This is a genomic window from Psychrobacter fjordensis (assembly GCF_904845995.1).
GTDB classification, from domain to species: Bacteria; Pseudomonadota; Gammaproteobacteria; order Pseudomonadales; family Moraxellaceae; genus Psychrobacter; species Psychrobacter fjordensis.
In genome coordinates, this window is sequence record NZ_CAJGYP010000002.1 from 1,178,916 (window position 1) to 1,204,272 (window position 25,357).

The 25,357-nt window shown below is 42.5% G+C and carries 22 protein-coding genes; 14 read left to right on the forward strand and 8 right to left on the reverse strand.

Annotated elements, in window-relative coordinates; genetic code table 11:
- Positions 1-87 precede the first annotated feature (87 nt).
- Both JMW61_RS13255 and glpK read right to left on the reverse strand, forming a co-directional pair.
- A complete protein-coding gene (locus JMW61_RS13255) occupies positions 88-600 on the reverse strand; it encodes a hypothetical protein (RefSeq protein ID WP_201551839.1) in 513 nt (170 codons plus the stop codon).
- A gap of 296 nt (positions 601-896) precedes the next feature.
- Positions 897-2,480, reverse strand: a complete 1,584-nt coding sequence (glpK, locus tag JMW61_RS13260) for a glycerol kinase GlpK (protein WP_201551840.1) — start codon at positions 2,478-2,480, stop codon at positions 897-899.
- A 457-nt stretch (positions 2,481-2,937) separates the two neighbouring features.
- Between glpK and JMW61_RS13265 the strand changes: the two genes are divergently transcribed.
- The 5 genes from JMW61_RS13265 (at position 2,938) to JMW61_RS13285 (ending at position 9,455) form a co-directional block, all read left to right on the forward strand.
- Positions 2,938-4,575, forward strand: a complete 1,638-nt coding sequence (locus tag JMW61_RS13265; RefSeq protein ID WP_201551841.1) for a TolC family protein — start codon at positions 2,938-2,940, stop codon at positions 4,573-4,575.
- 50 nt (positions 4,576-4,625) lie between these two features.
- Positions 4,626-5,492, forward strand: coding sequence for a YihY/virulence factor BrkB family protein (locus tag JMW61_RS13270; protein ID WP_197216286.1), 867 nt, complete (start codon positions 4,626-4,628; stop codon positions 5,490-5,492).
- Positions 5,493-5,718: 226 nt separating this feature from the next.
- The gene (locus tag JMW61_RS13275; protein ID WP_201551842.1) at positions 5,719-6,918 is read left to right on the forward strand and encodes an HlyD family secretion protein; all 1,200 of its coding nucleotides are present in this window, start codon (positions 5,719-5,721) and stop codon (positions 6,916-6,918) included.
- 3 nt (positions 6,919-6,921) lie between these two features.
- Positions 6,922-8,247 carry an ABC transporter permease gene (locus JMW61_RS13280; protein ID WP_201551843.1) on the forward strand — a complete coding sequence of 442 codons (1,326 nt, stop codon included), beginning with the start codon at positions 6,922-6,924 and terminating at the stop codon, positions 8,245-8,247.
- Positions 8,247-9,455 carry an ABC transporter permease gene (locus tag JMW61_RS13285; protein WP_201551844.1) on the forward strand — a complete coding sequence of 403 codons (1,209 nt, stop codon included), beginning with the start codon at positions 8,247-8,249 and terminating at the stop codon, positions 9,453-9,455. The genes JMW61_RS13280 and JMW61_RS13285 overlap by 1 nt, the downstream gene beginning before the upstream one ends.
- A 135-nt stretch (positions 9,456-9,590) precedes the next feature.
- Here JMW61_RS13285 and sthA read toward each other — a convergent pair whose 3' ends face one another.
- The 3 genes from sthA to ppsR form a co-directional block, all read right to left on the reverse strand.
- Positions 9,591-11,240 (reverse strand): Si-specific NAD(P)(+) transhydrogenase, encoded by a 1,650-nt coding sequence (gene sthA / locus JMW61_RS13290; RefSeq protein ID WP_227687472.1) that lies wholly within the window; start codon positions 11,238-11,240, stop codon positions 9,591-9,593.
- A gap of 78 nt (positions 11,241-11,318) precedes the next feature.
- Positions 11,319-11,714 (reverse strand): DUF4377 domain-containing protein, encoded by a 396-nt coding sequence (locus JMW61_RS13295; protein ID WP_110923066.1) that lies wholly within the window; start codon positions 11,712-11,714, stop codon positions 11,319-11,321.
- A gap of 81 nt (positions 11,715-11,795) precedes the next feature.
- Positions 11,796-12,692 (reverse strand): posphoenolpyruvate synthetase regulatory kinase/phosphorylase PpsR, encoded by an 897-nt coding sequence (gene ppsR / locus JMW61_RS13300; protein ID WP_110923067.1) that lies wholly within the window; start codon positions 12,690-12,692, stop codon positions 11,796-11,798.
- A gap of 579 nt (positions 12,693-13,271) precedes the next feature.
- Here ppsR and ppsA point away from each other — a divergent pair.
- The 8 genes from ppsA to JMW61_RS13340 all read left to right on the forward strand — a co-directional run bounded on the left by ppsA (position 13,272) and on the right by JMW61_RS13340 (position 21,672).
- The gene (gene ppsA, locus JMW61_RS13305) at positions 13,272-15,656 is read left to right on the forward strand and encodes a phosphoenolpyruvate synthase (RefSeq protein WP_110923068.1); all 2,385 of its coding nucleotides are present in this window, start codon (positions 13,272-13,274) and stop codon (positions 15,654-15,656) included.
- Between the two features lie 114 nt (positions 15,657-15,770).
- Positions 15,771-16,766, forward strand: coding sequence for an RDD family protein (locus JMW61_RS13310; RefSeq protein ID WP_201551845.1), 996 nt, complete (start codon positions 15,771-15,773; stop codon positions 16,764-16,766).
- Positions 16,767-17,048: 282 nt separating this feature from the next.
- Positions 17,049-17,453 (forward strand): 30S ribosomal protein S6, encoded by a 405-nt coding sequence (gene rpsF, locus JMW61_RS13315; RefSeq protein ID WP_045446907.1) that lies wholly within the window; start codon positions 17,049-17,051, stop codon positions 17,451-17,453.
- A 16-nt stretch (positions 17,454-17,469) separates the two neighbouring features.
- The gene (gene rpsR / locus JMW61_RS13320; RefSeq protein ID WP_010198808.1) at positions 17,470-17,700 is read left to right on the forward strand and encodes a 30S ribosomal protein S18; all 231 of its coding nucleotides are present in this window, start codon (positions 17,470-17,472) and stop codon (positions 17,698-17,700) included.
- 24 nt (positions 17,701-17,724) lie between these two features.
- Entirely contained in the window at positions 17,725-18,231 is a 507-nt protein-coding gene (gene rplI / locus JMW61_RS13325; RefSeq protein WP_201551846.1) for a 50S ribosomal protein L9, read from the forward strand.
- 337 nt (positions 18,232-18,568) lie between these two features.
- Entirely contained in the window at positions 18,569-18,793 is a 225-nt protein-coding gene (locus JMW61_RS13330) for a hypothetical protein (RefSeq protein WP_201551847.1), read from the forward strand.
- Between the two features lie 318 nt (positions 18,794-19,111).
- Positions 19,112-20,470, forward strand: coding sequence for a GntP family permease (locus tag JMW61_RS13335; protein ID WP_201551848.1), 1,359 nt, complete (start codon positions 19,112-19,114; stop codon positions 20,468-20,470).
- 68 nt (positions 20,471-20,538) lie between these two features.
- Positions 20,539-21,672, forward strand: coding sequence for a glycerate kinase (locus JMW61_RS13340; RefSeq protein ID WP_201551849.1), 1,134 nt, complete (start codon positions 20,539-20,541; stop codon positions 21,670-21,672).
- A gap of 39 nt (positions 21,673-21,711) precedes the next feature.
- Here JMW61_RS13340 and JMW61_RS13345 read toward each other — a convergent pair whose 3' ends face one another.
- Entirely contained in the window at positions 21,712-22,608 is an 897-nt protein-coding gene (locus JMW61_RS13345; protein WP_201551850.1) for a tetratricopeptide repeat protein, read from the reverse strand.
- Positions 22,609-22,767: 159 nt separating this feature from the next.
- Positions 22,768-23,637, reverse strand: a complete 870-nt coding sequence (locus tag JMW61_RS13350) for a LysR family transcriptional regulator (RefSeq protein WP_201551851.1) — start codon at positions 23,635-23,637, stop codon at positions 22,768-22,770.
- A gap of 108 nt (positions 23,638-23,745) precedes the next feature.
- Between JMW61_RS13350 and JMW61_RS13355 the strand changes: the two genes are divergently transcribed.
- The gene (locus JMW61_RS13355) at positions 23,746-24,246 is read left to right on the forward strand and encodes a lactoylglutathione lyase family protein (RefSeq protein ID WP_110923075.1); all 501 of its coding nucleotides are present in this window, start codon (positions 23,746-23,748) and stop codon (positions 24,244-24,246) included.
- 734 nt (positions 24,247-24,980) lie between these two features.
- Here JMW61_RS13355 and JMW61_RS13360 read toward each other — a convergent pair.
- On the reverse strand, positions 24,981-25,319 hold the full coding sequence (locus JMW61_RS13360) for a RidA family protein (RefSeq protein ID WP_110923107.1): 339 nt from the start codon (positions 25,317-25,319) through the stop codon (positions 24,981-24,983).
- Positions 25,320-25,357 lie beyond the last annotated feature (38 nt).

Consider the following 25,357-nt stretch of genomic DNA (forward strand, 5'->3'; position numbering starts at 1 on the left):
ACTGTATGCTTACTTACACTTAATATGCTGTTAGTTTCACCTAGTTGATTTTAGTTCACTAATTAACATAAATAACTATATTGTTCATTATGATACACGGTTCCATGCGTCACGTGATGCTCTACGTGCATCGTTCCATTCCATACGCGACTCGCCTTTCACTTCATGCCATGAACGCTCTAACTCTGATTCATGATCTTCGAAACGAGCATCTACGGGATAGTTAGCACGATTAGCATAGCCTACTGCATAGGCGGGGTGCAAATCACGGTCGAAGTCATAGCCTTCTTTGTAATAATTCGCGTTGGCATGCTCTGCGCGCCAGTAAGCTTCTTCATGGGTAGGATCAATAGCTTCTGCTGCTGCATGTCCAGCGCCGCCGCCAACGATAGCACCAATAGCGCCACCAATTAAGGTACCCAGTGGACCTGCCATTGTACCAATAGCTGCACCTGCCGCTGCACCGCCTACACCACCAATACCTGTTCCTAGTGGATGTGAGCCTGGCTCACCAGTGATGATGTCAGCATTTAGGTCTTGCTTTGCCTCTTTTGACATATGTTTTACTTCAGTGCGATCAATACTGTCATGGTTACTCATATTATTATCCTTAATTATTTGTTATAAATTCGATTTATTAAATGCTTATTTATTAAGTTATGAATCTTAGAATTGTAATTTTACCAATTTCTGAAGAATCAGCACGTTTGCTTAATTCGACTAAAGTATAATAATTTATGGATAACAACAGATAGGCAGATTATGTAAACTGTGTCCAAGTTGCGATTGCGTTGCGTTACAGCCTGTATCTTTATAACGTTTTTGTAGAACACTCGACAACGTTAAGTAATCTTCCGTTAAATAACTATAGGGCTTTGATGATACTACTCAACCGTTTATATCGTTCTTAATGCTCGTTCAACAGCTTGTTTCCACTTATTGAGGTGTTGCTCACGAATATCGCTGGACATTGTAGGTTCAAAAATCCGCTCAACTTGCCATGATGCTCGCATCGTTGCTTCGTCATATAGTCCAGTTTTTAGACCTGCTAGTAATGCGGCGCCCTTGGCAGTAATTTCTGTGTCTCTCGGGCGTAGTACTGGCACATTTAATAAGTCAGCCTGAAACTGCATCAGCAAGTCATTGTTGGCCGCACCGCCGTCTACTCTCAGCTCAGTCAGCGGATGAGGACTGTCTTTTTGCATGGCAATGAGGACATCGTAAGTTTGATAAGCCACTGCTTCTAGAGCTGCACGCGCAATATGAGATTTAGTAGTGCCACGGCTCATGCCCGTGATACTCGCGCTGATATCAGAGCGCCAATAAGGTGCGCCCAGTCCTGTAAATGCAGGCAGCAAAACAACTTCCTCACTACTGTCTACCTGCCGTGCCAAATCTTCAACATCGCTGCTTTTTTGAATCATACCTAAATTATCGCGCAGCCACTGGACGATTGCGCCCGCCATAAAAACACTGCCCTCTAATGCATAAGTCACTTCTTTTTTGGGTGGCTGTAGCATGCGCTTGCCCGATTGCACGATTTGATCAAACGATAAATTCTCTGGACGAGTTGGCACAGGCTTTCTCTGCCACGCGATGGTCGTCAATAATTTATGCTCACTGAGTTTTGGTTTTTGGCCAATATTCATCAGCATAAAACAACCTGTGCCATAAGTGTTTTTTGCCATGCCAGCATCGAGGCAGCCTTGCCCAAAAAGCGCTGCTTGCTGATCACCCAATACAGCATGAATGGGTATCTGCTTGGCAAATAGGCCTTTTTTAGTTTTGCCAAAATCACCATCAGAGGGCAGGACTTTTGGCAATATATTCATGGGTATGGCAAACCGCGCACACAGTGCCTCTGACCATGCCAGTTTATGAATGTCATATAGTAACGTACGAGAAGCATTGGTCACATCAATGACATGCTCTCCGCCAGTCAGTTTATAGATAAGCCAACTATCTATCGTACCGACCGCGATTTCACCTCTATTAGCACGCGCGCTCAGTTCGGGATTATTTTCGAGCAACCAAGCAATTTTACTCGCGCTAAAATAAGGATCTAGACGCAAGCCTGTGATACGTTGTACTTCACTTGCCATGTCTTCATCGCTATCATTAGTCGCCCTTTCAGCAGCCAATGTTTGACAATAGCGCTCCGTACGGCGATCTTGCCAAATAATAGCAGGCGCTAAGGGCTTGCCCGTTTGCTTATCCCAAATAACGATAGACTCACGCTGATTGGTAATCGCAATACTGGCGACATCGGTAGCAAGTAGGCCTGCCCGATTGATCACATCATGTGCACAGCTAATCTGAGTCTGCCAAATTTGTTGGGCATCTTGCTCGACATATCCAGCTTTGGGTGTTTGCAGCGTTGTCGGCTGCTGTACCATTTTTATCGGACGTGCATGGTCATCGTACAATATCGCTCGACTCGATGTTGTTCCCTGATCTAAAGCCAAAATGTATCCTGCCATGTCACCCACCCACCTTCTACTGGTATTGTTTATACGATTCATTAATTGGTGCAATGATTCAATCATTCATTACGTATTACTGCTTACATTACCTAATAATGTCATTTAAAAATAATAATTATTTAATACTAATCCGCTCAAACTTAAAAATACGCCACCCATGGTATTCGCTATCACATTACTTATAAACGAATATTTTAAAACTAAACTAGCTCTCTATCATACTGCTATTGACTATACAATAGAAAACAGGAGAATATTGAGCATTGACCCGTCACCATTGTGGCACTACAGTGTACGCTTTGTTATTGATAACAAAGTTCTGGTCTCTGTAATAGGCTAGTATTTCGGCTTTTCTCCATCAGTAAATAGCTACAATGGTTCATACTTTCGCTATAGTTAAGACGTTATCTAACACCAAAAAACCTTGCACTCTAATTAATGGCTTATGTGACTTATGAAATTTGCTTTATCGACTCTATCTAATTCGGTGATGATGGTTGCGCTTATAGCTTCAGCGGCATCCAATGTCGCAAGTGCAAACGAGAGTAATACTGAGCTCCAGAATGATGTGACGCAAATTACTGATGCCGACTATCCAGGCGATATTCAAAAAACCCATGCCCAAGACAGCTCAATTACTACAAACCAAGAACTGAATAAAGCTCAGCAACCGATTGGTCTATCTACGGTTATCGACCCAATTACTCATAAAAGTATCGATGATAGTTATTCTTTAGAAGTACCCAGCTTGCTGAGCCTCGAACAAGCCCAAAATATTTTATTACAAGTATCGCCGAAAATCGCTGCCAATCAAGCAGCAATCGCCGCCAGTGATTATCAGACTGATGCGCTAAGCACCTTAGACAACCCACTGGTGTTTGCACGCGTATCAGCGACTGCTTACCACCTCGACACTGATGTTGATTTATCATCACTCAAAAGTGGTGTGGTCAACGAAATAGATAGTATTGTTCCGGCTATACCGAACTTGCCAGATTTTGATGGATTGGTTGATGAGCGTATCCCAGATTCTTACAATATAAAACGCTCGGGATCAACATCGGGTGCGGGACTTGGGGTCTTATGGCCTATCTATACCGCTGGACGCACAACTGCCTTAATAGGCGCTTCTGATGCTCGTACTCAAGAAGCCGTCGCAGACAGTTTGTTGGATAAAAATGAGCTATATAACACGTTGATTGAACGGTATTTCAAAGCGCAGTTAGCCATCATTGCAGCCTACTTACGCGAAGACGCTTATGATACTTTGCAACAAACTGACCATATGGCTCAGCGACTGTTTGAAGAAGGCTTCATCTCTCGTGTTGATCGGTTAGAAGCGCAGTCTGCACTGGCCGACGCAAAAAGCGAATCCGTCAATGCCAATAATGATGCACGTCTTGCGATGATGGCCTTGCAACGCCTATTGCGTACCGAATATCGCATCAAACCTACCACCCCACTATTTGTCTCTAGTCGTCCCTTACCAGATGTGAATTACTTTCAAGACTTAGCACTGACCAATCACCCAGGTCTACAAAAAGTAGCGGCCAAGCGTGCGCAAGCACAGCAGTTACACGCACTGTCCGATACGGGTTACAAGCCCACTGTCGTGCTGTATGGCTATAGTCAACTTGAAAAAGACCCTAGTTGGGTAGCCGGTGTTTCGGCAAGCTGGAAACTATGGGGCGGACTAGATAAAACGGCATCACTGGCATCGAGCAATGCCAAAATTCGCCAAGCAGATTTGTCTGAAATTGAAGTCAGTGACAATCTATTATTATTAGTAGAAAAAAACTGGCACGATGTCAACAATGCTCAATCACGTTATCAAGCATTACAAAGCAATGTTGATCTGGCTGCAGAAGTATTACGTTTGCGCCGATTGGGGCTACAAGAAGGCGTGAATACCCCTATCGAGGTGGTGCAGGCTCAGACACAGTCACTCAAAGCACGTACTGAACAAGCACAAGCAGCAAACAGCTACGTACAATCACTGGCGGCGCTCATGCAAAGCTGCGGCACGCCTCTCGCTTTTAATGCTTATCTGAATGCTGCCGACATTCAATTGCCGACTTTGTATAACGAATAATAATTTGATATGAGTAATTAATTAATCAGCCTATTGCGAATACCTGTCTTATGAAAGAACCAACTTCTACATCAACAAATAGCTGGCTACAGACTTTACTAGAAACCTGGCGTATCGCGAACAGCTCTAATGTTTGGGCACATTGCGCGAGCGTGGGGTTTTTTGGTTTTCTGTCCATTTTTCCAGTAATGGCGGTATTTGTACTGCTTTATGGTCTCGCATTTTCACCCGCTGAGATGCAAGAACAGATTGCGCTTTTACAGCCATTTATACCTGACACAGTATATGAAATCCTAAATTCACGTCTGAGCGACTTGGTCTCTAGCACCACGTCCACACTAACACTCAGCCTTGTTTTATCGAGCTTACTCGCTCTTTATGCTGGCTCTAAAGGTATTAAGTTTTTAATTATTCTGATCAATCTTGCCTTTCATATCACCCAAGAGCGCGGCTTTATACAAGGCACCATCAGAGCCGTTGGTTTGACCCTTGCAGCAGTAGTTGTGTTGATTATCGCGGTTTCCTCTATTGCTATCATACCTTTGGGGGCGGCCTATTTTCCTTTCCCTCAGATAGCTAAGACCATTGCGCTTTGGAGCCGATGGCCGATATTGGCAGGTATCATATTTTTAAGCTTTTTAGGCTTGTATCGCCTAGCACCAAACCGTGATGCCGTAGCGCTAAAGAAACTGGTGCCAGGAGCAGCGCTGGCAACCGTTCTTTGGATTTTATTGTCTGTCATATTTTCGATTTATGTACAGAATTTTAATAACTATAGTGCTGAGTTTGGCGCACTTTCAGCGGCTGTGGTCATTATGCTGTGGCTTTATTATTCAGCATTTATCGTGGCCTTTGGTGCGATTTTTAATTCTGAAGCCATAGAAAGTGCCAAACCTTATGCTACCCGTGTTTACTAGGCCGTGTCATCAATTAGATTCTGATTCTGAGGCTAAAAATAAGAAAAATTGTAGATAAACAAGGAAGGAATTGCCGTTAATATGAACATATTGACAAAATTTCTGACGATGTTTAGCAAAATTTAGCCATTTTAAGGCCACTAAATGTATTAATGTGCTAATTGATGACACGCCCGAATTATAAACCCTTTATTTTCAACTTTGTTGCTTTAGGAATCTCACCGTCATGACTGAATTTCCAAACGAATCAGACCACTCACAAAAATCAGCTGATTCAACCGAGCCAGTAGTCTCTCAAGATGGCCAAACTTCAGTTGATGCTGCAGAAGATATACCTGAATCTCAACAAGAGCAGACAGTGCCTCACTATAAGCGCGATGCAGCAAAAGCTGATAAATCTGCCATGATAAAAAAGGGGATTCTAGCACTATTTGTTTTGATTATATTAGGCATGGTGGCTTACGGTCTATATAAGAGTAATCAGCACAGTGAACCTGAAGTGATTACCTTACAAGGGCAGATGCAGATGCAGCAAACGTCCATCGCTGCAAAAGTACCGGGACGTATTTCTAAAATCTTGGTCACAGAGGGTGATGCTGTCACCGCTGGTCAACAGCTTATTGAAATGGACTCGCCTGAGATTAATGCCAAAATTGATCAAGCACGTGCTGGCAAGCAAATGGCACAAAGCCAGTTAGATAAAGCAGAAAATGGCGCCCGCCCACAAGAAATCGCTCAAGCAAAAGCGGCATGGCAAGCCAATAAAGCGGCATCAGACTTGGCAGAAAACACCTATCAACGTGTCAACCGTTTGTATGAAGAAGGACTAATGGCACGACAAAAACGCGATGAAGCGTACGCTCAGTATCTGGCCACCCAAGACCAAACTGAAGCAGCACGCTTGCAATACGACTTAGCGATGGAAGGCGCACGTAGTGAAGACAAATCAGCTGCTACCGCACAAGTGGCACAAGTCGATGCAAAACTCGATGAAGCACTCGTCGCAAAAGAAGAAGCGAATTTACGAAGCCCTATAGCAGGTATCGTAGATAATGTCATTGTCAATGCTGGTGAAGTCATCGGTCAAGGTGTGCCGTTGCTCACGTTGGTCGATACCAACGACCAATGGGTGGTGCTCAACGTCACTGAGACGTATTTGAATCAGTTGGCAATTGGCCAGCAGTTTACGGGGACGATTCCAGCACTATCCTCAGCGAATAAACCTTACACGAAACAGTTTACGGTTTACGCCACTTCAACGTTGTCTGACTTTGCCACTTGGCGTCCGACCAATAATGATGATGGCTTTGATGTACGTACTTTTGAGGTAAAAGCACGCCCAACGACGCCTGATACACGAATTCGCTCAGGCATGAGTGTCGTTGTGCGCATCAACCCCACTCTTACTAATAAAAGCCCAGAGTAGCCCATGCGCCTGACCAAGCTAAGTGGGGCTTTTTTACGTAGTGCTGCCTATGAGCGACGGTTTTTAGCCAAAAACCCGTGGGACTTAGCCATGGTAGTTTGGATACCATTAGCAACGGTGCTGCTGATTTGGTGGATATTTTCACAAACTCAAATTACGGATTTGCCCATTGGAGTCATCGACCGAGACAACAGCCCAGTTGCCAATACGGCTGTACGCTACTTAGAAGCCAGTCCGACGCTGATGGTAAAACAGCTTTATGCCTCAGAATCTGATGCAGAGGCCGCTATCTTGCAACGCGATATCTATGCAGTCGTCATTATTCCTGAAGACTTCTCTCGTCATATTTTATCTGGCGAGCCAGCCCCGTTGGTGTTGCAAGTAAACGCGCAGTACGGTACGCATTCAGGCATTATTCAAACCAGCGTGCAAACGGTGGCTAGCACATTGTCAGCAGGTGTCGAGATACAGCGTTTGGTCAAGCAAGGCATGGCACCATCACAAGCGGCAATTGCCTACTCGCCGATTAGCATACAGCGTATCAGCCTGTTCAATGCCGCGACCAACTATCAACAGTTTTTGGCCTCAACCGTCATACCTGCCCTGCTGCATATTTTGGCAATGGTGATTGGTGCAACGACGATAGGCCGTGAGCTACGTGATAAGAATATTGGTCACTGGTACGATGTTATTACTAGTAATGATACGAATGGCAATGCTAATTTAGCAAACATTAAAGAGAGTAAAACCATCACAGTGTCGGAAAGTCAGCATAACCATACTGATGAAAAAACAGAAGTTGCTGAGAATAAGAATAAACCTAGACAAGTGAGTATTTCAATATTATTGTTTGGATTATTGGGTAAGTATTTTTGGCCATTATTGGCTTATAGCATCTGGTCGATGTTGGCACTTTGGTTCGCTGCACCGCAAGCGTCCGTTGCTATTAGCTCAATGATTGCTACTTATATCGGTCTCTTACTATTGATGCTGCTATCGTTCTTTCTCGGTGCTATCTTAACGTTAAATTCGTTTTCATTACGCATGGGCTTGTCTTCTACTGGTTTCATCTCAGCCCCTTCTTATGCATTTGCGGGTGTGACTTTTCCGTATATCGCCATCAGTGACAATGCTCAGCATTGGTCAGATGTGCTCCCGCTTACTCATTACTTAAAATTGCATATTGCACAGTTGCAGATGCATGCGCCTGCTGCGGTGTCATTGCCGATTGTCTATGGACTTACCCTAGCCACGACGATTGCGCTGCTCCTGACCACACTATTGACCAAACGGGCGTTGGCACATCCTGAACGCTGGGGAGCTCGCTAATGTCAGTTTCACCGAAAGAGAATGCATCCACGACTGATGCAAAATCACACGCACAGACACACAAAAAGTCACAGAATTTTCTTGGTGGGTTTTTGCAAACCATAAAAGACATCTTTACGGATAAAGGCGTTCTTTTACTGTTGATGATTGCTCCTATTATTTACGGTTTCTTTTATCCTTGGCCGTACTCAACCGAAGTGATCAATCATGTGCCTGTTGGTATCATTGATTACGACAATAGCAATCTGTCACGGACTATCGTTCGTTATGCGAGCGCTAGCCCGCAGTTAGATACGGAGCGCTTTCTTAATGAGCAAGATGCGCAACAAGCCATATGGTCAGATGAAATCGCTGGATATATGGTTATCCCCAGCGGGCTTGAGCAGCAAGTCATGTCTGGCAAAAAGGCAAGCGTCAGTATATTGGGCAATGGTGGTTATTTTCTATTAAATAAAAATGTACAGACGGGATTTCTGAAAGCCGTTGGTACGGTATCAGCAGGTATCGAAGTTAAAAAAAGCGTGGCTCAAGGCATTTATCCAACGACCGCGAAGGCTAATACCCAAGCTGTACCATTGCAGATTATGCCTTTATACAACCAAACTGAAGGATATGGCGCATACGTGGTGCCAGCCGTTTCTATTCTGATTTTGCAACAAACGCTTTTAATGTCAACGACGATGTTGATCGGCACATGGTACGAGCAGCGTCGTCATAGGACCACTATCCGTGGCTGGCTGGGTCGTATTGCAGCACTTAGTATGTGCAGCTTTATCATCGGCTGCTTTTATTATGGCTGGGCATTTGAGCTGCATCACTATCCGCGCGGACAGAACATGCTCGGCAGCTTATTGTTTCTACTGTTGTTTTGTCCAACCGTGGCAACTCTCGGCTGTGTATTGGGGTTATGGTTTCGCCAACGTGAACGTGGTATGCAGATTCTTATTTTTAGCTCTCTACCGATGTTTTTTATCAGTGGCTATCCGTGGCCCGCTGACCAATTACCCGTATTTTTACAAGTCATACGCTGGTTGATACCCACGACACCTGGCGTCAACACATCGGTACAGCTTAACCAAATGGGCGCAAGTGTCCCGCAAGTCGCTATTGGGTTTTATGCACTTGCCGCTCTATGGCTATTTTACTTTATGCTGCTTATGCTTATTCGTTGGTATCACACTGATGAACAAAGTCAGACAGTCGCATAAAACATAGCTTGATTAAAAGTTCTGCATATATGCTTGGATTAATAAATAAACCACAAAAAAGCGCCTGCACTATTAATTAATAATATAGTAGCAGGCGCTTTTTTATTGATATTACTTTATTTGAATAAGCTTGTTTTAAAAGACGCGATTCAAACCGTTCAATGCCGCAACACGATAGGCTTCTGCCATCGTTGGATAGTTGAATGTCGTATTCACAAAGTACTCAAGCGTGTTATTGCTCTTACACTTCATAACTGCCTGACCGATATGAATAATCTCTGACGCATGGTTACCATAGCAATGGATGCCCAAGATTTCTAGCGTATCACGATGGAATAAAATCTTTAGAACGCCCGAGCGTTCACCGATGATTTGTGCACGTGCCAGATGTTTGAAGAATGCTTGACCCACTTCATAAGGGACTTTTTCGTCCGTCAGTTCTTGCTCAGTTTTGCCAATACAAGAGATTTCAGGAATCGTATAGATACCAGTCGGTACGCTAGATACTGGCTCAGCATCGTCATCGCCTACCATAAAGGCAGCGGCACATCGCCCTTGGTCATAGGCAGCAGATGCCAAAGAAGGCCAACCGATCACATCACCAGCGGCATAGATATTTTCGATACCAGTGCAATAAGTATCATCGACTTTTAGCTGACCACGGCTATTGGCTTTTAGACCAACAGCTTCTAGGTTTAAGCCTTCAGTATTACCCGAGCGACCATTTGACCACAGGATGGCATCAGATTTGATGCGCTTACCACTCTTTAAGTGCAAGACTACATAATCATCGTGTGTCTCAAGGTAATCAATCTCTTCATTACTACGGATTAATACACCAAACTGTCTAAAGTCATGCGCGATGGCATCACTAATTTCGCTATCCAAATAATTGAGCAGCTGATCTTGGTTATTGATTAAGTCAACTTTATAGCCGAGACCGGTAAAGATAGACGCATACTCACAACCGATCACGCCTGCACCATAAATGATGATTTTTTTGACGACATAATCCATTTGCAGGATTTTATCAGAATCAAAAACGCGTGGATGGTCAAAGTCTAAAATATCAGGACGGTAAGGACGGCTACCGACGGTGATAATGGCTTTATTGAAAGTAATGGTTTCAAAAACATTGTCATCGGTTTCAATGCGCAGCGTGTGCTCATCAACGAAACTTGCCCACCCTTGAATCACTTCAATACGGTTGCGCTCATAGAATCGTGTGTGCGTACTGACTTGACGACGTATCACTTGACGGGCTTTGGCCAGCACTTCATTGAGCGGTACTTGCTTATATTCCATCGCCTTGGTAAACATCGGATCACGGCGGAAGTTAATCAAGTTAAATACTGATTGGCGCAATGCTTTACTTGGGATGGTACCCACATGAGTAGAGTTACCGCCCACTTGGTCACGCGGATCAACAACCACGACTCTTTTGCCAGACTTAGTCAGCTTCATGGCAGCAGCTTCACCAGCAGGGCCTGCTCCTAAAATAACTGCGTCATATTCATAAGCATGATCATCGCTTTTTAGGCGGCGAGAGTCTTTGGCAAAACCAGATTTTACATCGATTCGTGTGTCATCAAGTGGATTCACAAGATCAGGGTGATATATAAAATCATCAGTGACTTGCTCGTGAGTCTGTTCAATATTTTGTTGTTTATTTTTGCCTTCAGTGTGCTCAGGATTAGGTATGTGACCATCCGCTTTATTAGATACTTCGGTATGGGTATCTTCACCGATATCATTAGTCGCGTCGCTTGGTTTTTTACTTCCCATCGTATCCTCTTTATATTTACTGGTTTATTTGATATCTAGACCGTGAGTGAGTCAATAGTTAAATGAGTCAGAGTCACATTATTGAGGGTTGCTCACCATACGTTGTGACACAATATTTTGTAATGTCCAATACCCAGTGAGACTCTGCTTTCCCTCATCGATCTGCGGGCGAGCACTGATCACATATTCAGTACCTAGCGTTGGTTGAAAATCTTCAATCCAATCGTAAGGAATCTGAAACACACTACCATCTTTGGACTTGGCCAGCAGACACTGCATCGGTAATGCAGAGGCACAGGCCACCCGATTTGGCATAATCGTTAACGTTTGTGCATCACCCAATACGATGGACGGCACATAACGTGGCTCAGGTACTGGCTCACGCGATGTCTGACAAGCCGTCAGTAATGTCGCTACGCTCAATAAGCTCGCCAATAATAAAGGGGTTTTGCTAGATTTGTAAGCTGAACTCATAATGTTCTCTATATGATAATGAGATTATATTGAACCGACTATGGTCAAATCGATTAACATTTGATTTGATTAAACGAACCCTTAACCGATACGACGTTTGAGGCCTGTCTTCTGTAAAATACGAGTCGCAATTTCTTCAACAGACATCTCAGACACATCCAAACTTGGGATACCATGAGTGATATAAATGCCTTGTATCGCACGCTGTTCTTGCTGACATTGCTGATAGCTCGAATAACGACTGCCTGCACGGCGCTCTTGGCGGATTTTTACCAAGCGATCGGTATCGATGAGCAAGCCAAACAGTTTGTCTTTATGTTCACGCAATGCTTTTGGTAATTGATTGTCGTACAAATCATCTTCAGTCAAAGGATAGTTAGCTGCTCGAATACCGAACTGTAATGCTAAGTATAAAGATGTTGGCGTTTTGCCCGAGCGAGAGACCCCAACCAAAATAATATCAGCTGCATTATAGTGACGTGTACGCGCACCATCATCATTGTCTAAGGCAAAATGAACGGCATCGATACGTTCTTTATAGGTCTCAGAATCGACATTATCGTGGGCATGACCTGAATGTCCATCTGGCTCTACACCTGTCTCTTCTGCGACACGGCCAATCAAACCCTCATACATATCCAAATTACAGCTTTGTGCTGCGTTAATTTTTTCACGAATATCAGGGTTAACAATCGTATCAAACACTAAAGGCAAAAATCCGTCTCGTTGATAAGCCATATTGATTTGCTCAACGGCATCCTCTGCACGCTCAATACTGTCCACATAAGGCAATACGCGTGTCTCAAAGGGTATCGAAGCAAACTGACTCAAGATAGCACGGCCAAGTGTCTCAGCCGTAATTGCTGTGCCATCTGAGATAAAAAATGCTGTTCTAACCGTTTGAGAGCTGTCCAAATTCAGTGCATGATGATTTTGGATAGTGGACTTGACTGGTTCAGATGGGTTGCTTGAGTACATAACGTTGACACCTCAATTAGAAACACACATGGTGATCTTTATTTGGTTTTTATTTTCAATCTACTTTAGACTCATCTAACTCTCGATATAAGCACTAAAAGTCGACACATATATAATGGCAGGCCTACATTCTTGATGCCCTACATTATACGCATAATAGCCACCTAATAGAAATCAATGTTACAGGCGCACACTTAGAAACCCACACTGCTTTTGATGTCCTAATTGATGTCCATAGGTCTGCTCACTGCACCTCATTACTTGTATCGCTTTAGTACTTTCTACTATATATAGGTATTTATTATGAGTGGCTGCTAACCCGCTTTGTCCTCACTCCCAAACCCTCTATTTATAAACCCATAAATGATTATCAAATGGCATTTATATCAGCTTTTACTTATATTTCATAAAAACTCTAAAAAGTAAAATCTGTGATACTTGCCATAAATTATGTAGCAAATGCCATAATTTGTGTGTTTTTAACAATTTTTTTGATTTAAACCCTCGAAATTCTCAAAATATAGCGGTATAATCCACCGTTATAATCTTTACTAAATAACCTTATTTTCTGGAGTTATCATGGCAGCGCAATCTACAGCACTTGTAATCAATCTTGATCAGCTAGGAAAAGACGACATTGAAATGGTCGGCGGTAAGAACGCTTCATTAGGTGAAATGATCAGCCATTTGTCTGATTTGGGTGTTAGTGTACCAGGCGGCTTTGCCACCACATCAAATGCGTTTAACCGCTTTTTGAATGAAACTGGCCTGCTTGACAAAATCAACAGCGAACTAAAGACATTAGATGTTGATGATGTAAAAAAACTTGCAGAAACTGGTAAAAAGATTCGTACTTGGATTATTGAGCAAGAACTGCCAAAAGATCTTGAGCAAGAAGTGCGTCAGTCATTTGAAGCCATGAGTGGCGGCGAAGACATCGCTGTTGCTGTACGTTCTTCTGCGACTGCCGAAGATTTGCCAGATGCTTCATTTGCTGGTCAGCAAGAGACATTCCTAAACATTCGCGGTATTGATAACGTTCTAATCGCTATTAAAGAAGTATTTGCTTCTTTATACAATGACCGTGCTATCTCTTATCGTGTACACAAAGGTTTTGAGCACGAAGGTGTTGCACTATCTGCAGCCGTACAACGTATGGTACGTTCAGAAACTGGCGCAGCCGGTGTGATGTTCACGCTAGATACCGAAAGTGGCTTTGATCAAGTGGTATTTATCACCTCAAGCTACGGCCTAGGTGAAATGGTCGTACAGGGCGCTGTAAACCCTGATGAATTCTATATCTCAAAACAATTGCTAGCCAACGGTAAACCTTCGGTTATTCGCCGTAACCTAGGTAGCAAGCATAAGAAAATGATTTATGGTGATGAAGGCAGTACTGCCAAATCAGTCAAAACTGTCGATGTTGAAAAACAAGATCGTATGCAGTTCTCATTGTCTACTGAAGAGCTAACCTCTCTTGCCAAACAAGCCGTAACGATTGAAAAGCATTACGGTCAAGCAATGGATATCGAGTGGGCAAAAGACGGTGATACTAACGAAATCTTTATCGTTCAGGCACGTCCAGAGACGGTTAAGAGCCGCCAAGACAGCAATGTCATGGAACGCTATATCATCAACACGACTGATGCAAAAATCTTATGCGAAGGCCGCTCAATCGGTCAACGTATCGGTTCAGGTAAAGTCCGTATCGTTAGCAACCTAAACGAGATGGACAAAGTACAAGAAGGTGACGTACTCGTATCAGACATGACCGATCCGGATTGGGAACCAGTCATGAAACGTGCTTCTGCCATCATCACTAACCGTGGTGGCCGTACGTGTCACGCAGCTATCATCGCGCGTGAGCTAGGTGTTCCAGCCATCGTTGGTTGTGGTAATGCGACTGAGCTATTGGTTGACGGTCAAGACGTAACTGCTTCTTGTGCTGAAGGTGATACTGGTTTCATTTATGAGAGCCAAATTGACTTTGAAGTACAGACCAACTCTGTTGAAACAATGCCAGAGCTAGCATTCAAAGTAATGATGAACGTTGGTAACCCAGATCGTGCGTTCTCATTCACGCAAATGCCAAACGAAGGTATTGGTCTTGCGCGTCTAGAGTTCATCATCAACCGTATGATTGGTGTGCATCCAAAAGCGTTGCTAAACATGAACAGCTTGCCACGTGAAATATCACAAGCTATCCAAGAGCGTATCGCTGGTTATGCCTCACCTGTTGACTTCTATGTTGATAAATTGGTCGAAGGCGTTTCAACGCTAGCCGTTGCCTTTATGGATCAGCCAGTCATCGTTCGTATGTCAGATTTTAAATCTAACGAATATGCTAACTTGCTTGGTGGTAAGCTATACGAGCCATCAGAAGAAAACCCAATGCTTGGTTTCCGCGGTGCCAGTCGTTATGTGTCTGACAACTTCCGTGACTGCTTTGAGCTTGAGTGTAAAGCACTGAAGCGCGTACGTGATGAGATGGGCTTGACCAACGTCGAGATTATGATTCCTTTCGTACGTACCGTTGGCGAAGCAGCACAAGTCATCGAGTTACTTGAGAAAAACGGTCTGAAACGTGGTGAGAACGGTCTGCGCATCATCATGATGTGTGAGCTACCGACCAACGCGCTATTGGCAGAAGAGTTCCTAGAATACTTCGATGGTTTCTCAATCGGCTCTAACGATTTGACTCAGTTGACACTTGGTCTAGATCGTGACTCAGGCATCGTCTCACATCTATTTGATGAGCGTGATCCTGCGGTTAAGAAGCTGTTGACTATGGCTATCGATGCTTGCCGTAAGCAAAACAAATATGTCGGTATCTGTGGTCAAGGCCCGTCAGATCATCCAGATCTTGCTTACTGGTTGATGGAACAAGGTATCAGCTCAGTGTCATTGAACCCTGACTCAGTATTAGATACTTGGTTATTCTTGGCTGGTGAAGAATCAAAGTAAGCCATTACGTTCATTCGTAGCGGTCATTTACACAGTCACTAAGAGTACCACCATTAGGGTCTATTTGATTTTTTCAAATAGACCCTAATATAATGTACGAAGACATGACTAACTATGCAGGCAATTATGCAGATTTTCCTTGCTCGAAATAACGTACAAGCTGGGCCATATAGTTTGGATCAGCTCAATATCATGCTAACCTCTGGTGAAGTATTGCTAGACGATTTGATATGGCATGACGGCCTAGACCAATGGCAGCGCGTCGGTAACTTAACCAATAATCAAACGGTTTATCGACCGACCAACGTTAATAGCCCTCAGGCCAATGACTCTATTATTAATAACGTTACCGTTTTTCCCGAAGATAATGTCAATGATGCACAGGACGGCAAGTCAGTATCGTTAGATAGATTATATGGCAAGCCTGAACGTCCAAAAGACACCAGTAAAGATGCAAAAGCAGACATGACAACCAATCGTCATCATACGCCGCATCACAATGTGTCATTGAATAAATCTACTAACAGTAAAGCTACCTCGAGCAAAGACAAAGTCGTTGGTAATGTTGTCCTTGCGCCTATCATGTCACGAGTCTTAGCAACGGCACTAAATGGCTTGTTATACATACTGGCTATTTTTCCGCTAGTCATGGCATTGACTAAAATGGATGTGGATTACACTAAATTCCAAAACATCCAAGATATGGACGCAGCTTATCAATACTCAATGACACTGATGGAGAGCCTTCCTAGCAGCACATTGATGATATCGCAAGTCATGGTTTTTGGCTTGTTTGCGTTACAGTTAGTATTCATCACTATGCGTGGTCAATCACTGGGCAAGCTGATTACAGGTATTCGTGTCGTGGATCAAACCACGCATCGTCTGCCTTCTTTTATCAAGCTCATCGGCATGCGTACATTGCTGCTATTTATTATCTATAATTTGCTATTCTCATTCACGAGCTTTTTAGGTTTTGTGATTATTGCCATTCACTATTACATGGCATCGAAAAGCCCTGAAAATATTGGTTGGCATGACAAACTTGCTAAAACCTTAGTCGTAAAAGCAGATAGCAGTCAGATAGTGAAAGAGCCAAAAATAAAATAGCCGTCTTGTTATTTTTGATATGTCTTATATATGATAAAAAAGCAGCGTACGATCGTTGCTTTTTTTATTGGTAAAGACATATTCACCATTTTTATATTTTATTGACAGTACCTTAGAGATTAACCTTTGTGTTAATGGCTAAGTACTGTTATAATACGGCGCTTTATAAACTAAGCTTATTCCTCATTATTTTTTATAAAATTTGATAGGATTCGGGCTTACCTTATAAATCTCCTTGCTATTAACATAGGGTTAATAGCTACTAATCCGTAAGGAGTCATAATGCGACATTACGAACTGGTGTTACTTGTACACCCAGACCAAAGCGACCAAGTGGTCGGCATGGTTGAGCGCTATATCAAGTTAGTTCAAGACAACAACGGTGTTATCCATCGTTTAGAAGATTGGGGCCGCCGTCAATTGGCATATCCAATCAACAAGATTCACAAAGCTCATTACGTTCTTTTCAACATTGAAACTGACGGTGAAACTTTAGCTGAACTTGAAGAATTATTCCGTTATAACGACGCGATCATTCGTAGTCTAGTTATGCGCCGTGACGACGCTGTCACTGAAGAGTCGCAGTTAGCCAAGAATGCCGATGAAAAACGCGCACGCAAAGCAACTACTCGTCGTCCAGACAGTCGTGAAAACGATAACGACGACAACGACAACAGTGAAGACTAATTAAAGGAGAATACTCATGGCACGTTTCTATCGCCGTCGCAAATTCTGCCGTTTCACTGCTGAAGGCATCACTCACATCGATTATAAAGATGTTGAATTGCTAAAACAGTATATCAGTGATAATGGTAAAATCGTACCAAGCCGCATTACCGGTACATCTACTAAATATCAGCGTCAACTAGCTACTGCTATCAAGCAAGCTCGTTATTTATCGCTACTTCCATACACTGATAACCATCAGGGTTAACCGTTAATTAACTAGGAATGACTCATGCAAATTATTTTGTTACAGCGTATCGTCAACCTTGGTAAACTCGGTGAAACCGTCGATGTGAAACCAGGTTACGGACGTAACTTTCTTATCCCTTTGGGTAAAGCACTACCTGCTACTAAAGCTAACATTGAAAAGTTCGAAGCACGTCGTGCTGAACTTGAAGCTGAAGAAGCGAAAGAAGTAGCTGTTGCTCAAGAACGTGCTGATGCACTAACTGACGTTAATGTCATCATGCGTGCTAAATCAGGCGACGAAGGCAAGCTATTCGGCTCTATCGGTACTCGTGATATTGCTGAAGCATTGACTAACTCAGGTCTAGAAGTAGACCGTGCTGAAATCAAGCTTCCTGAAGGCACTTTACGTCAAGTTGGCGAATATAATGTTGATATTCAGCTACATCATGACGTTACTGCTAGCATCTTAGTTACTATTCTTTCTGAAGAAGGTAACAACGATGACGAAGACGACGTTGCAGACGAAAGCGCAGACTATTCTGAAGAGTAATCTTTAGCATATCTAGTTTCAGTCTACATAAAAAACCAGTGATGTTATGTCACTGGTTTTTTTACGTCTGCACTTTACGATAGTAGCCTGATATTGATTGAAATTGAGGTTTAAACAAACAATATTCTCCTTTCAAACACCGCGATAATTGTCCTTTTATTAATGATTTCTGCAATGACATAATTCAGTAACTAGCCGTAATAAATTTCCAAAAAAACTCATACTTAACAACAAGATACCGTATATAAAGCGTCTTTATTACCGTGCAGTGAATTGCTATTATAGCCATATCTAATCTACTGGTTCCGAGTTGTAGATAATAATAAGGTACGATAATATGATAAACACTAATGACAGATTAATATGTATCAAAGGTAATGACGTGTACTCAGAAGGTGAGATATATACCGTTGGTAGAATCGTCAACGATAAGTATTTTCAACTAATGACAGGTAGTAATGACGACCATTGGTACGCAACATTAGATAACGAAGGTATCTGTGTGAGTTTCGACTCGATAGTAGCAGAAGGTAATAAAGCACGATTCGATAAAATCGCGTAAGTACCAACTAAATGCTGCTTTGAACATGCTGTGCACAACGACTGGTCATTTAAAATGGCCAGTTTTTTTTGGTTAAAATTCTATCATCACCGTTCTAGAAGCCAATAATATTCTTAAAAGCATCTTAAGATGTATTTATGGCGTCCTCGTCATAACTAGTAAATCGTAAAAACCCTATCGATAACCCCATATATTTCACGAATGTATTTCCTAGTAGCGTCTATTTACTATAAAATGTGCCCCTTTAAAATTTCGTATCGTTATTGATGCCTGTTCGCGTGAATAATTCATTAAGATATAAACCATATTGAGACAGTGATGATTGTATTTTGGCTTGTGCTGACCATTCTTTTTATTATTTTCGCTACCGCAAAATTAAAGTGGCATCCTTTTTTAGTGTTGATATTGTCAGCATTTTTGGTAGCACTATTCTACCAAGTACCACTTAATACTGTCGCTAAGACAATCTCTGATGGCTTTGGTGGTATCTTAGGTTATATCGGTCTAGTGATTGTATTCGGTACCATTATCGGCTTAATCCTTGAAAAAACTGGTGCGGCTATTGTGATGGCAGAAACCGTTATCAAAGTTTTAGGCCCACGCTTCCCTACTCTGACCATGTCTATCGTCGGTGCAGTCGTGTCAGTACCTGTATTCTGTGACTCAGGCTACATCATCTTAAACTCTTTAAAAGAGACATTGGCCGAGCGTTTAAAAGTATCTAGTGTGGCGATGAGTATTGCCTTAGCCACGGGCTTGTACGCAACGCACACCTTCGTGCCACCAACACCAGGTCCGATTGCAGCGGCAGGCAACTTAGGATTAGAGTCTAATCTAGGTTTGGTCATCATGGTCGGTGTGGTCGTGACAGCCGTTGCTGTATTGGCTGGCTGGTGGTGGTCTAACCGTTTTCTAAATGTGACGCCTGATAATATAGACGCGCTAGATGCACCAGCAGCAACGTTACCTGAAAACATGAAAACGCGTGATGACTATAGCAATATGCCGTCAGCAACGATGGCGTTTTTGCCTATTATCGTGCCTATCGTATTGATTTGCTTATCGTCTGTTGCCAACTTCCCAAGCGCACCGTTTGGTAGTGGCACGTTGACAGATATTTTGGTATTTATTGGTAATCCCCTAACGGCATTACTTATTGGTCTGTTTTTATCATTTTTACTCATCAATACCGAGCAAAAAACGCAGCAGATCAGCGACAGTATCTCTCAAGGTTTAGTCGTAGCCGCACCTATCTTATTGATTACTGGTGCTGGTGGTGCATTTGGCGCCATGCTAAAAGTGACGCCAATCGGAGACTATTTAGGTACGACATTGTCTGCGTTGGGCCTTGGTATCTTTATGCCATTCATCGTCTCTGCTGCACTAAAGACTGCGCAAGGCTCGACCACCGTAGCGCTAGTCACCACCTCTGCGATGGTTGCACCGTTATTGGATCAAATTGGTCTAGACAGTGAGCTGGGTCGCGTATTTTGTGTGATGGCAATTGGTGCAGGCGCTATGACTATCTCACATGCCAATGACAGCTTCTTTTGGATTGTCAGTCAGTTTAGCCGTATGAGTGTGTCACAAGCATACAAAGCCCATTCAATGGCGACGGGTATTCAAGGTGTGACCAGCATTGTGTTTATCTGGCTGTTAACCTTAGTATTTATTTAACAGTGTTCATTTAACGCATTAGCGAAAACACTCAAAAAGACGTTCAAAAAATACCCAGAGAGACCTTCATGAAGATTTTAATCGCCCCCGACTCGTTCAAAGAAAGCTTAGAAGCATTGGATGTTTGCCGCGCCATTCAATCTGGTTTTAGTCAGGTGTTTCCAAACGCTGACTATACGTTATTGCCGATGGCAGATGGCGGTGAAGGCACCTCTGCGGTATTGTCTTATGTATTAGGCGGACGCTGGAAAGAAGTGGTGGTACACGACCCACTCATGAGACCCATCACTGCAAAGTATTTATTATTGCCTGATGCGACAGCAGTTATCGAAATCGCCCAAGCTTGTGGGTTACATCTACTGACCGTCGCAGAGCGTAATCCTGTCATCGCTAGCAGTTACGGTGTCGGTGAGCTGATTGCCGATGCTTTAGATGAAGGCGCCGAGCGTATCATTATTGGGCTAGGTGGTAGTGCCACCAATGATGCAGGTCTTGGTATGCTAACGGCATTGGGTATGACATTTCATGATATTAATGACAGTCCATTAGCACAAGGTGGTGGTGAGCTTGTCAAGTTGCACAGACTTAATGACACAAGCTTCCATGCAAAAGTGGTAGATACCGTGTTTGAAGTGGCGTGTGATGTGACCAATCCTTTGTGTGGCCAATTAGGGGCAAGTGCGATATTTGGACCACAGAAAGGTGCCTGCCCGCAACAAGTTGACGATTTGGATAAAGCCTTAAGCCACTTTGCAGCTGTTCGCGCGAGCAGCCATCAGGACTGTCAAGAAGTCGCAGGTGCTGGAGCAGCTGGTGGTCTTGGCTATGCATTGATGAGTTTTTGTGGCGCGCAGCTAAAGTCAGGTTTTGATACGGTCGCTGAAGTGACCAAGTTATCACAGCATATTGCCGATGCAGATTTGGTTATTACTGGCGAAGGCAAGCTTGATGCACAAACAGCCATGGGTAAAGTTGCTGGCGGTATTAGCCAACTTGCCAAAGCCAGTCATACACCTGTGATTGCTATCTGTGGCAGTGTTGACGGATTAAAACCTGCTCAAACCAGTCAGTTCGATGTGGTCATGCCGAGTATCCAAAAGGTAGATACCATCGAAAACGTACTCAGTCAGGCTTATGACAATATCGAAACCACGGCTGTTAATATCGCTGCGGCTATGCACTTGGGCCTTAGTATGAGATAAATATTTTTATAATTTCAAAACAGAATAGAGCCAAGCCATTTAGTCTATTTTTTGGCTCCACTCTGTATACATATCACAATATTTCTGGACACCAGTGTCACAGATACGCTTTAACCCTGCTAGCCCGCCTTCTCTATCACCATAGACACCATCACTTAGAATATAAATTTTTGCTAATTCGTTTTGTACGTCTTGATATCCTAACTGGCTATAGCTTTCAAACCAATACGCGGCTTTGCTATAGTCTAGTTTTACATCCTCACCTTTATAATACATATAACCAAGGTTAAACTGAGCCTCTGCCATGCCCTGCTTAGCCGATTTTTCAAACCATTCAACCGCTTTGATATTATTTTTAGGAACCCCTTGCCCCTGCTGATACAGTACACCTAAATTAAATTGAGCACCAACAACTCCTTGTTCAGCAGATTTTTGATACCATTTAAACGCTGTTGTATTATTTTTAGGGACACCTTTGGCATTGGCATAAGCAATGCCCAAATTAAACTGTGCTAACTTGTTATTTTGTTCAGCTGCCTGTTGCCAATACTTAAGGGCATTAATATCATTTTGAACGACACCTTCACCTGTAGAATAAAGAGTACCAAGATTGTATTGGGCTCTGCTATAGCCTTGTTTAGCAGACTTGCTATAGTAGGCAAAGGCTTTTTCATGGTTTTGTGGTACGGCTATACCTTTATCGTACATAACACCGATATTATATTGTGCTTCAGCTAACCCTTGATTGGCAGATTTATTCAACCACTCAAAAGCCCTAATATTATCTTGCTCAACATCTAAGCCTGCTGCATACATGAGACCTAAATTATACTGGGCAATGGCATTCCCTTGCTGTGCAAGTGACTCGATAGTAGTGAAATCTCTTATCAATATTGAATCTTCTGCAATAGCAGGTATTGTGAGTCCAGCTATCATATAAATTATTATCATATTAAAGCAGATCTTTTTTAATAGCTGTATATTCATCATTAGTCCATAGATATAGAGTAAATTGAAAACATGTATAAATACTGCTTCTAACTTAGCTAAACTGTATTATAAATAGAATGTAAGGCTAATACGTATGTGTCAACTTTATAACCATTTTTGCACTTCATGAATAACGGTTTGCATTCTGTTAGGCAGTACAGACTGACTCCGTACAGCAAGGTATAAAGTTTCGCTGACAGGTACTGGTAGGTAGTGACTTTTGATAGCTTGAGGATTTGGGTATGCCGCAACTGCATGCGCTGGTAAAACGGTAAACCCAAGTCCCCTGCTCACTGGCTCCAAAATCAAGCTAATTTGGTTTGAAAATCCTTTTTTATCAAAATCATTAACGTGCTGAAACTCAGTATAATTGGCGCTTAGCAGCATATTTACATGGTGCGCACCATCCGGATGATCTATAAATCCAAGCTGAGTCAATGCTTGCCAATTTATCTCAGTAGTCGTCGCTGGGGTAATTAACATTAATGCTTCTTGAACCACTGACTTACAACTGACTGTCTCATCACCTGAGATATCCGTCATAAAACCAATATCAATCTCGTGATTTGCCAGTGCTCGTTCGATATCAGCATTGGGTGCAAAGCGATAATCAATAATCAGCTGCGGATACTGTTGCTGTAATGTCAAAAGCTTTGGATACAGCTTGAGTCCCACACTACCAGGCGACATCAATCGCACTAGCCCTTCATAAGCAGGGTCTTCCCCAATACGCTGCTCTAAGCGTGCTAAACGTTGTAAAATGTCTTCTGCTTCCTGATAGAGCTGTTGACCAGCATCAGTCAATGAGAACTGCTTACCTTGACGAATAAGCAAATCAATATCTAACTGATTCTCTAGCTTACTGATGTGTTGACTGACACCTGACTGGGTCATGTGTAAGCGCTCGGCTGTGTGCGTAAAGTGACCGACGTCAACAAGTGTACAAAAGGTGCGTAACCATGTGATATTTATCATTACAATACATACTTATCTTTATAATAAATGATAATTTTACGTAATTATCTTCTGTTTATATACTGGCTCCACGTTAAAGAAAACGCACATCAAACAGGAGCACAAGCTATGAACAACGTTTATCCAAGAAGCTTTTCGCATATCGGTCTTTCAGTCCCTGACCTAGATGCAGCCGTGAAATTCTATACTGAAGTAATGGGCTGGTATACCATCATGGAACCTACTGAGATTGTCGAAGATGACAGCCCTATTGGTGAGATGTGTACTGAAGTATTCGGCTCAGGTTGGGGCAGCTTCCGTATCGCCCACCTATCGACTGGTGATCGTATCGGTGTTGAGATTTTTGAATTCAAAAATCAAGAAGACCCTGAAAACAATTTTGAGTACTGGAAAACTGGTATCTTCCACTTCTGTGTTCAAGATCCAAATGTTGAAGAGTTGGCTGAGCGTATGGTTGCAGCAGGCGGTAAAAAACGTATGGAAAAACCACGCTACTACTACCCTGGTGAAAAGCCATATCGCATGATTTATATGGAAGACCCGTTTGGCAACATCGTTGAGATATATAGCCACAGCTACGAGCTTATCTATAGCGAAGGTGCGTACTAAATTCGCTTGAACAGACTATGGTATGTGATAGCTTAAAAAATAGCGTATTCAGGTTATGAGTACGCTATTTTTATTTATTAACGTCACGTAGTAAACGACTGTAAATAGCTGACTGCTTTATTTCCTACGGATGCTTTATTATGATATCGATGGTGAAGCCATCACAGCTCCTAAAATTATAAATGCAAGAGCTACCAATGATCTCAAAAACGGAGAACTACAATCTGGCCAGCGAGTGATAATAAAATATAAATTGGCAAATGGAAGAAACAGATACAAAAGCCCCCAGAGTATCGATTCTTGGAAGGCAATGATAATTAACTTAATGCTATAAACAAGAAGCATAATACCTGCGATTATAAGTATAATAGAACCTAAAATTTCCACGTGATTTTCCTCAAAATTTTTAATAAAAAAATAAACTACAATCTGTTTAAAAACGCTATTTATAATAGATAATATGATTGCTATCCGCTCTCTTGACATCAAGAAATATAATGTGTCTTAAGGCATTCGTATTATCTCAGAATTGTTTCTGGCGTATAGTAACAGGTAACACAAAAAATTCATAATTTTATAGAACATAAGTTTATCAAGTTTATTTGAGACTACTTCGATAGCTTATAAAAAATGCTGACAACCAATACATGAGAAGACAGAAAAAATAAAAAGGCCATGATATCGCTATCATGGCCTTTTTGATTTCTATTTAATACCGGTACTACAAGCAGTCTTTATTCAGCAGCGATAGCGATCATCTCAACCAATAGCTCAGGACGTGCCAATGCTGATTCGCCACAAGCACGTGCTGGTGGTTGAATACCTTCAAAAAATTTGTCATAGACTTCATTCATAGCAGCAAAATCTGCCATATCTTTGATCCAAACCGTTACTGATAGTAGTTTTGATTTATCACTACCCACTTCTTCTAGCAAGGTCTGGATTTTTTCTAAACAAGTTAATGTTTGTGCTTTGATATCATCTTCTGCATTACCTACCTGACCACACAAGTATACAGTCTGGTTATGGACCACAATTCTGCTCATGCGTGGCGTGCTGTGTAGCTTCTTTATCATATTATATACCTTCAATTTATTAATTTAAGTCTGTG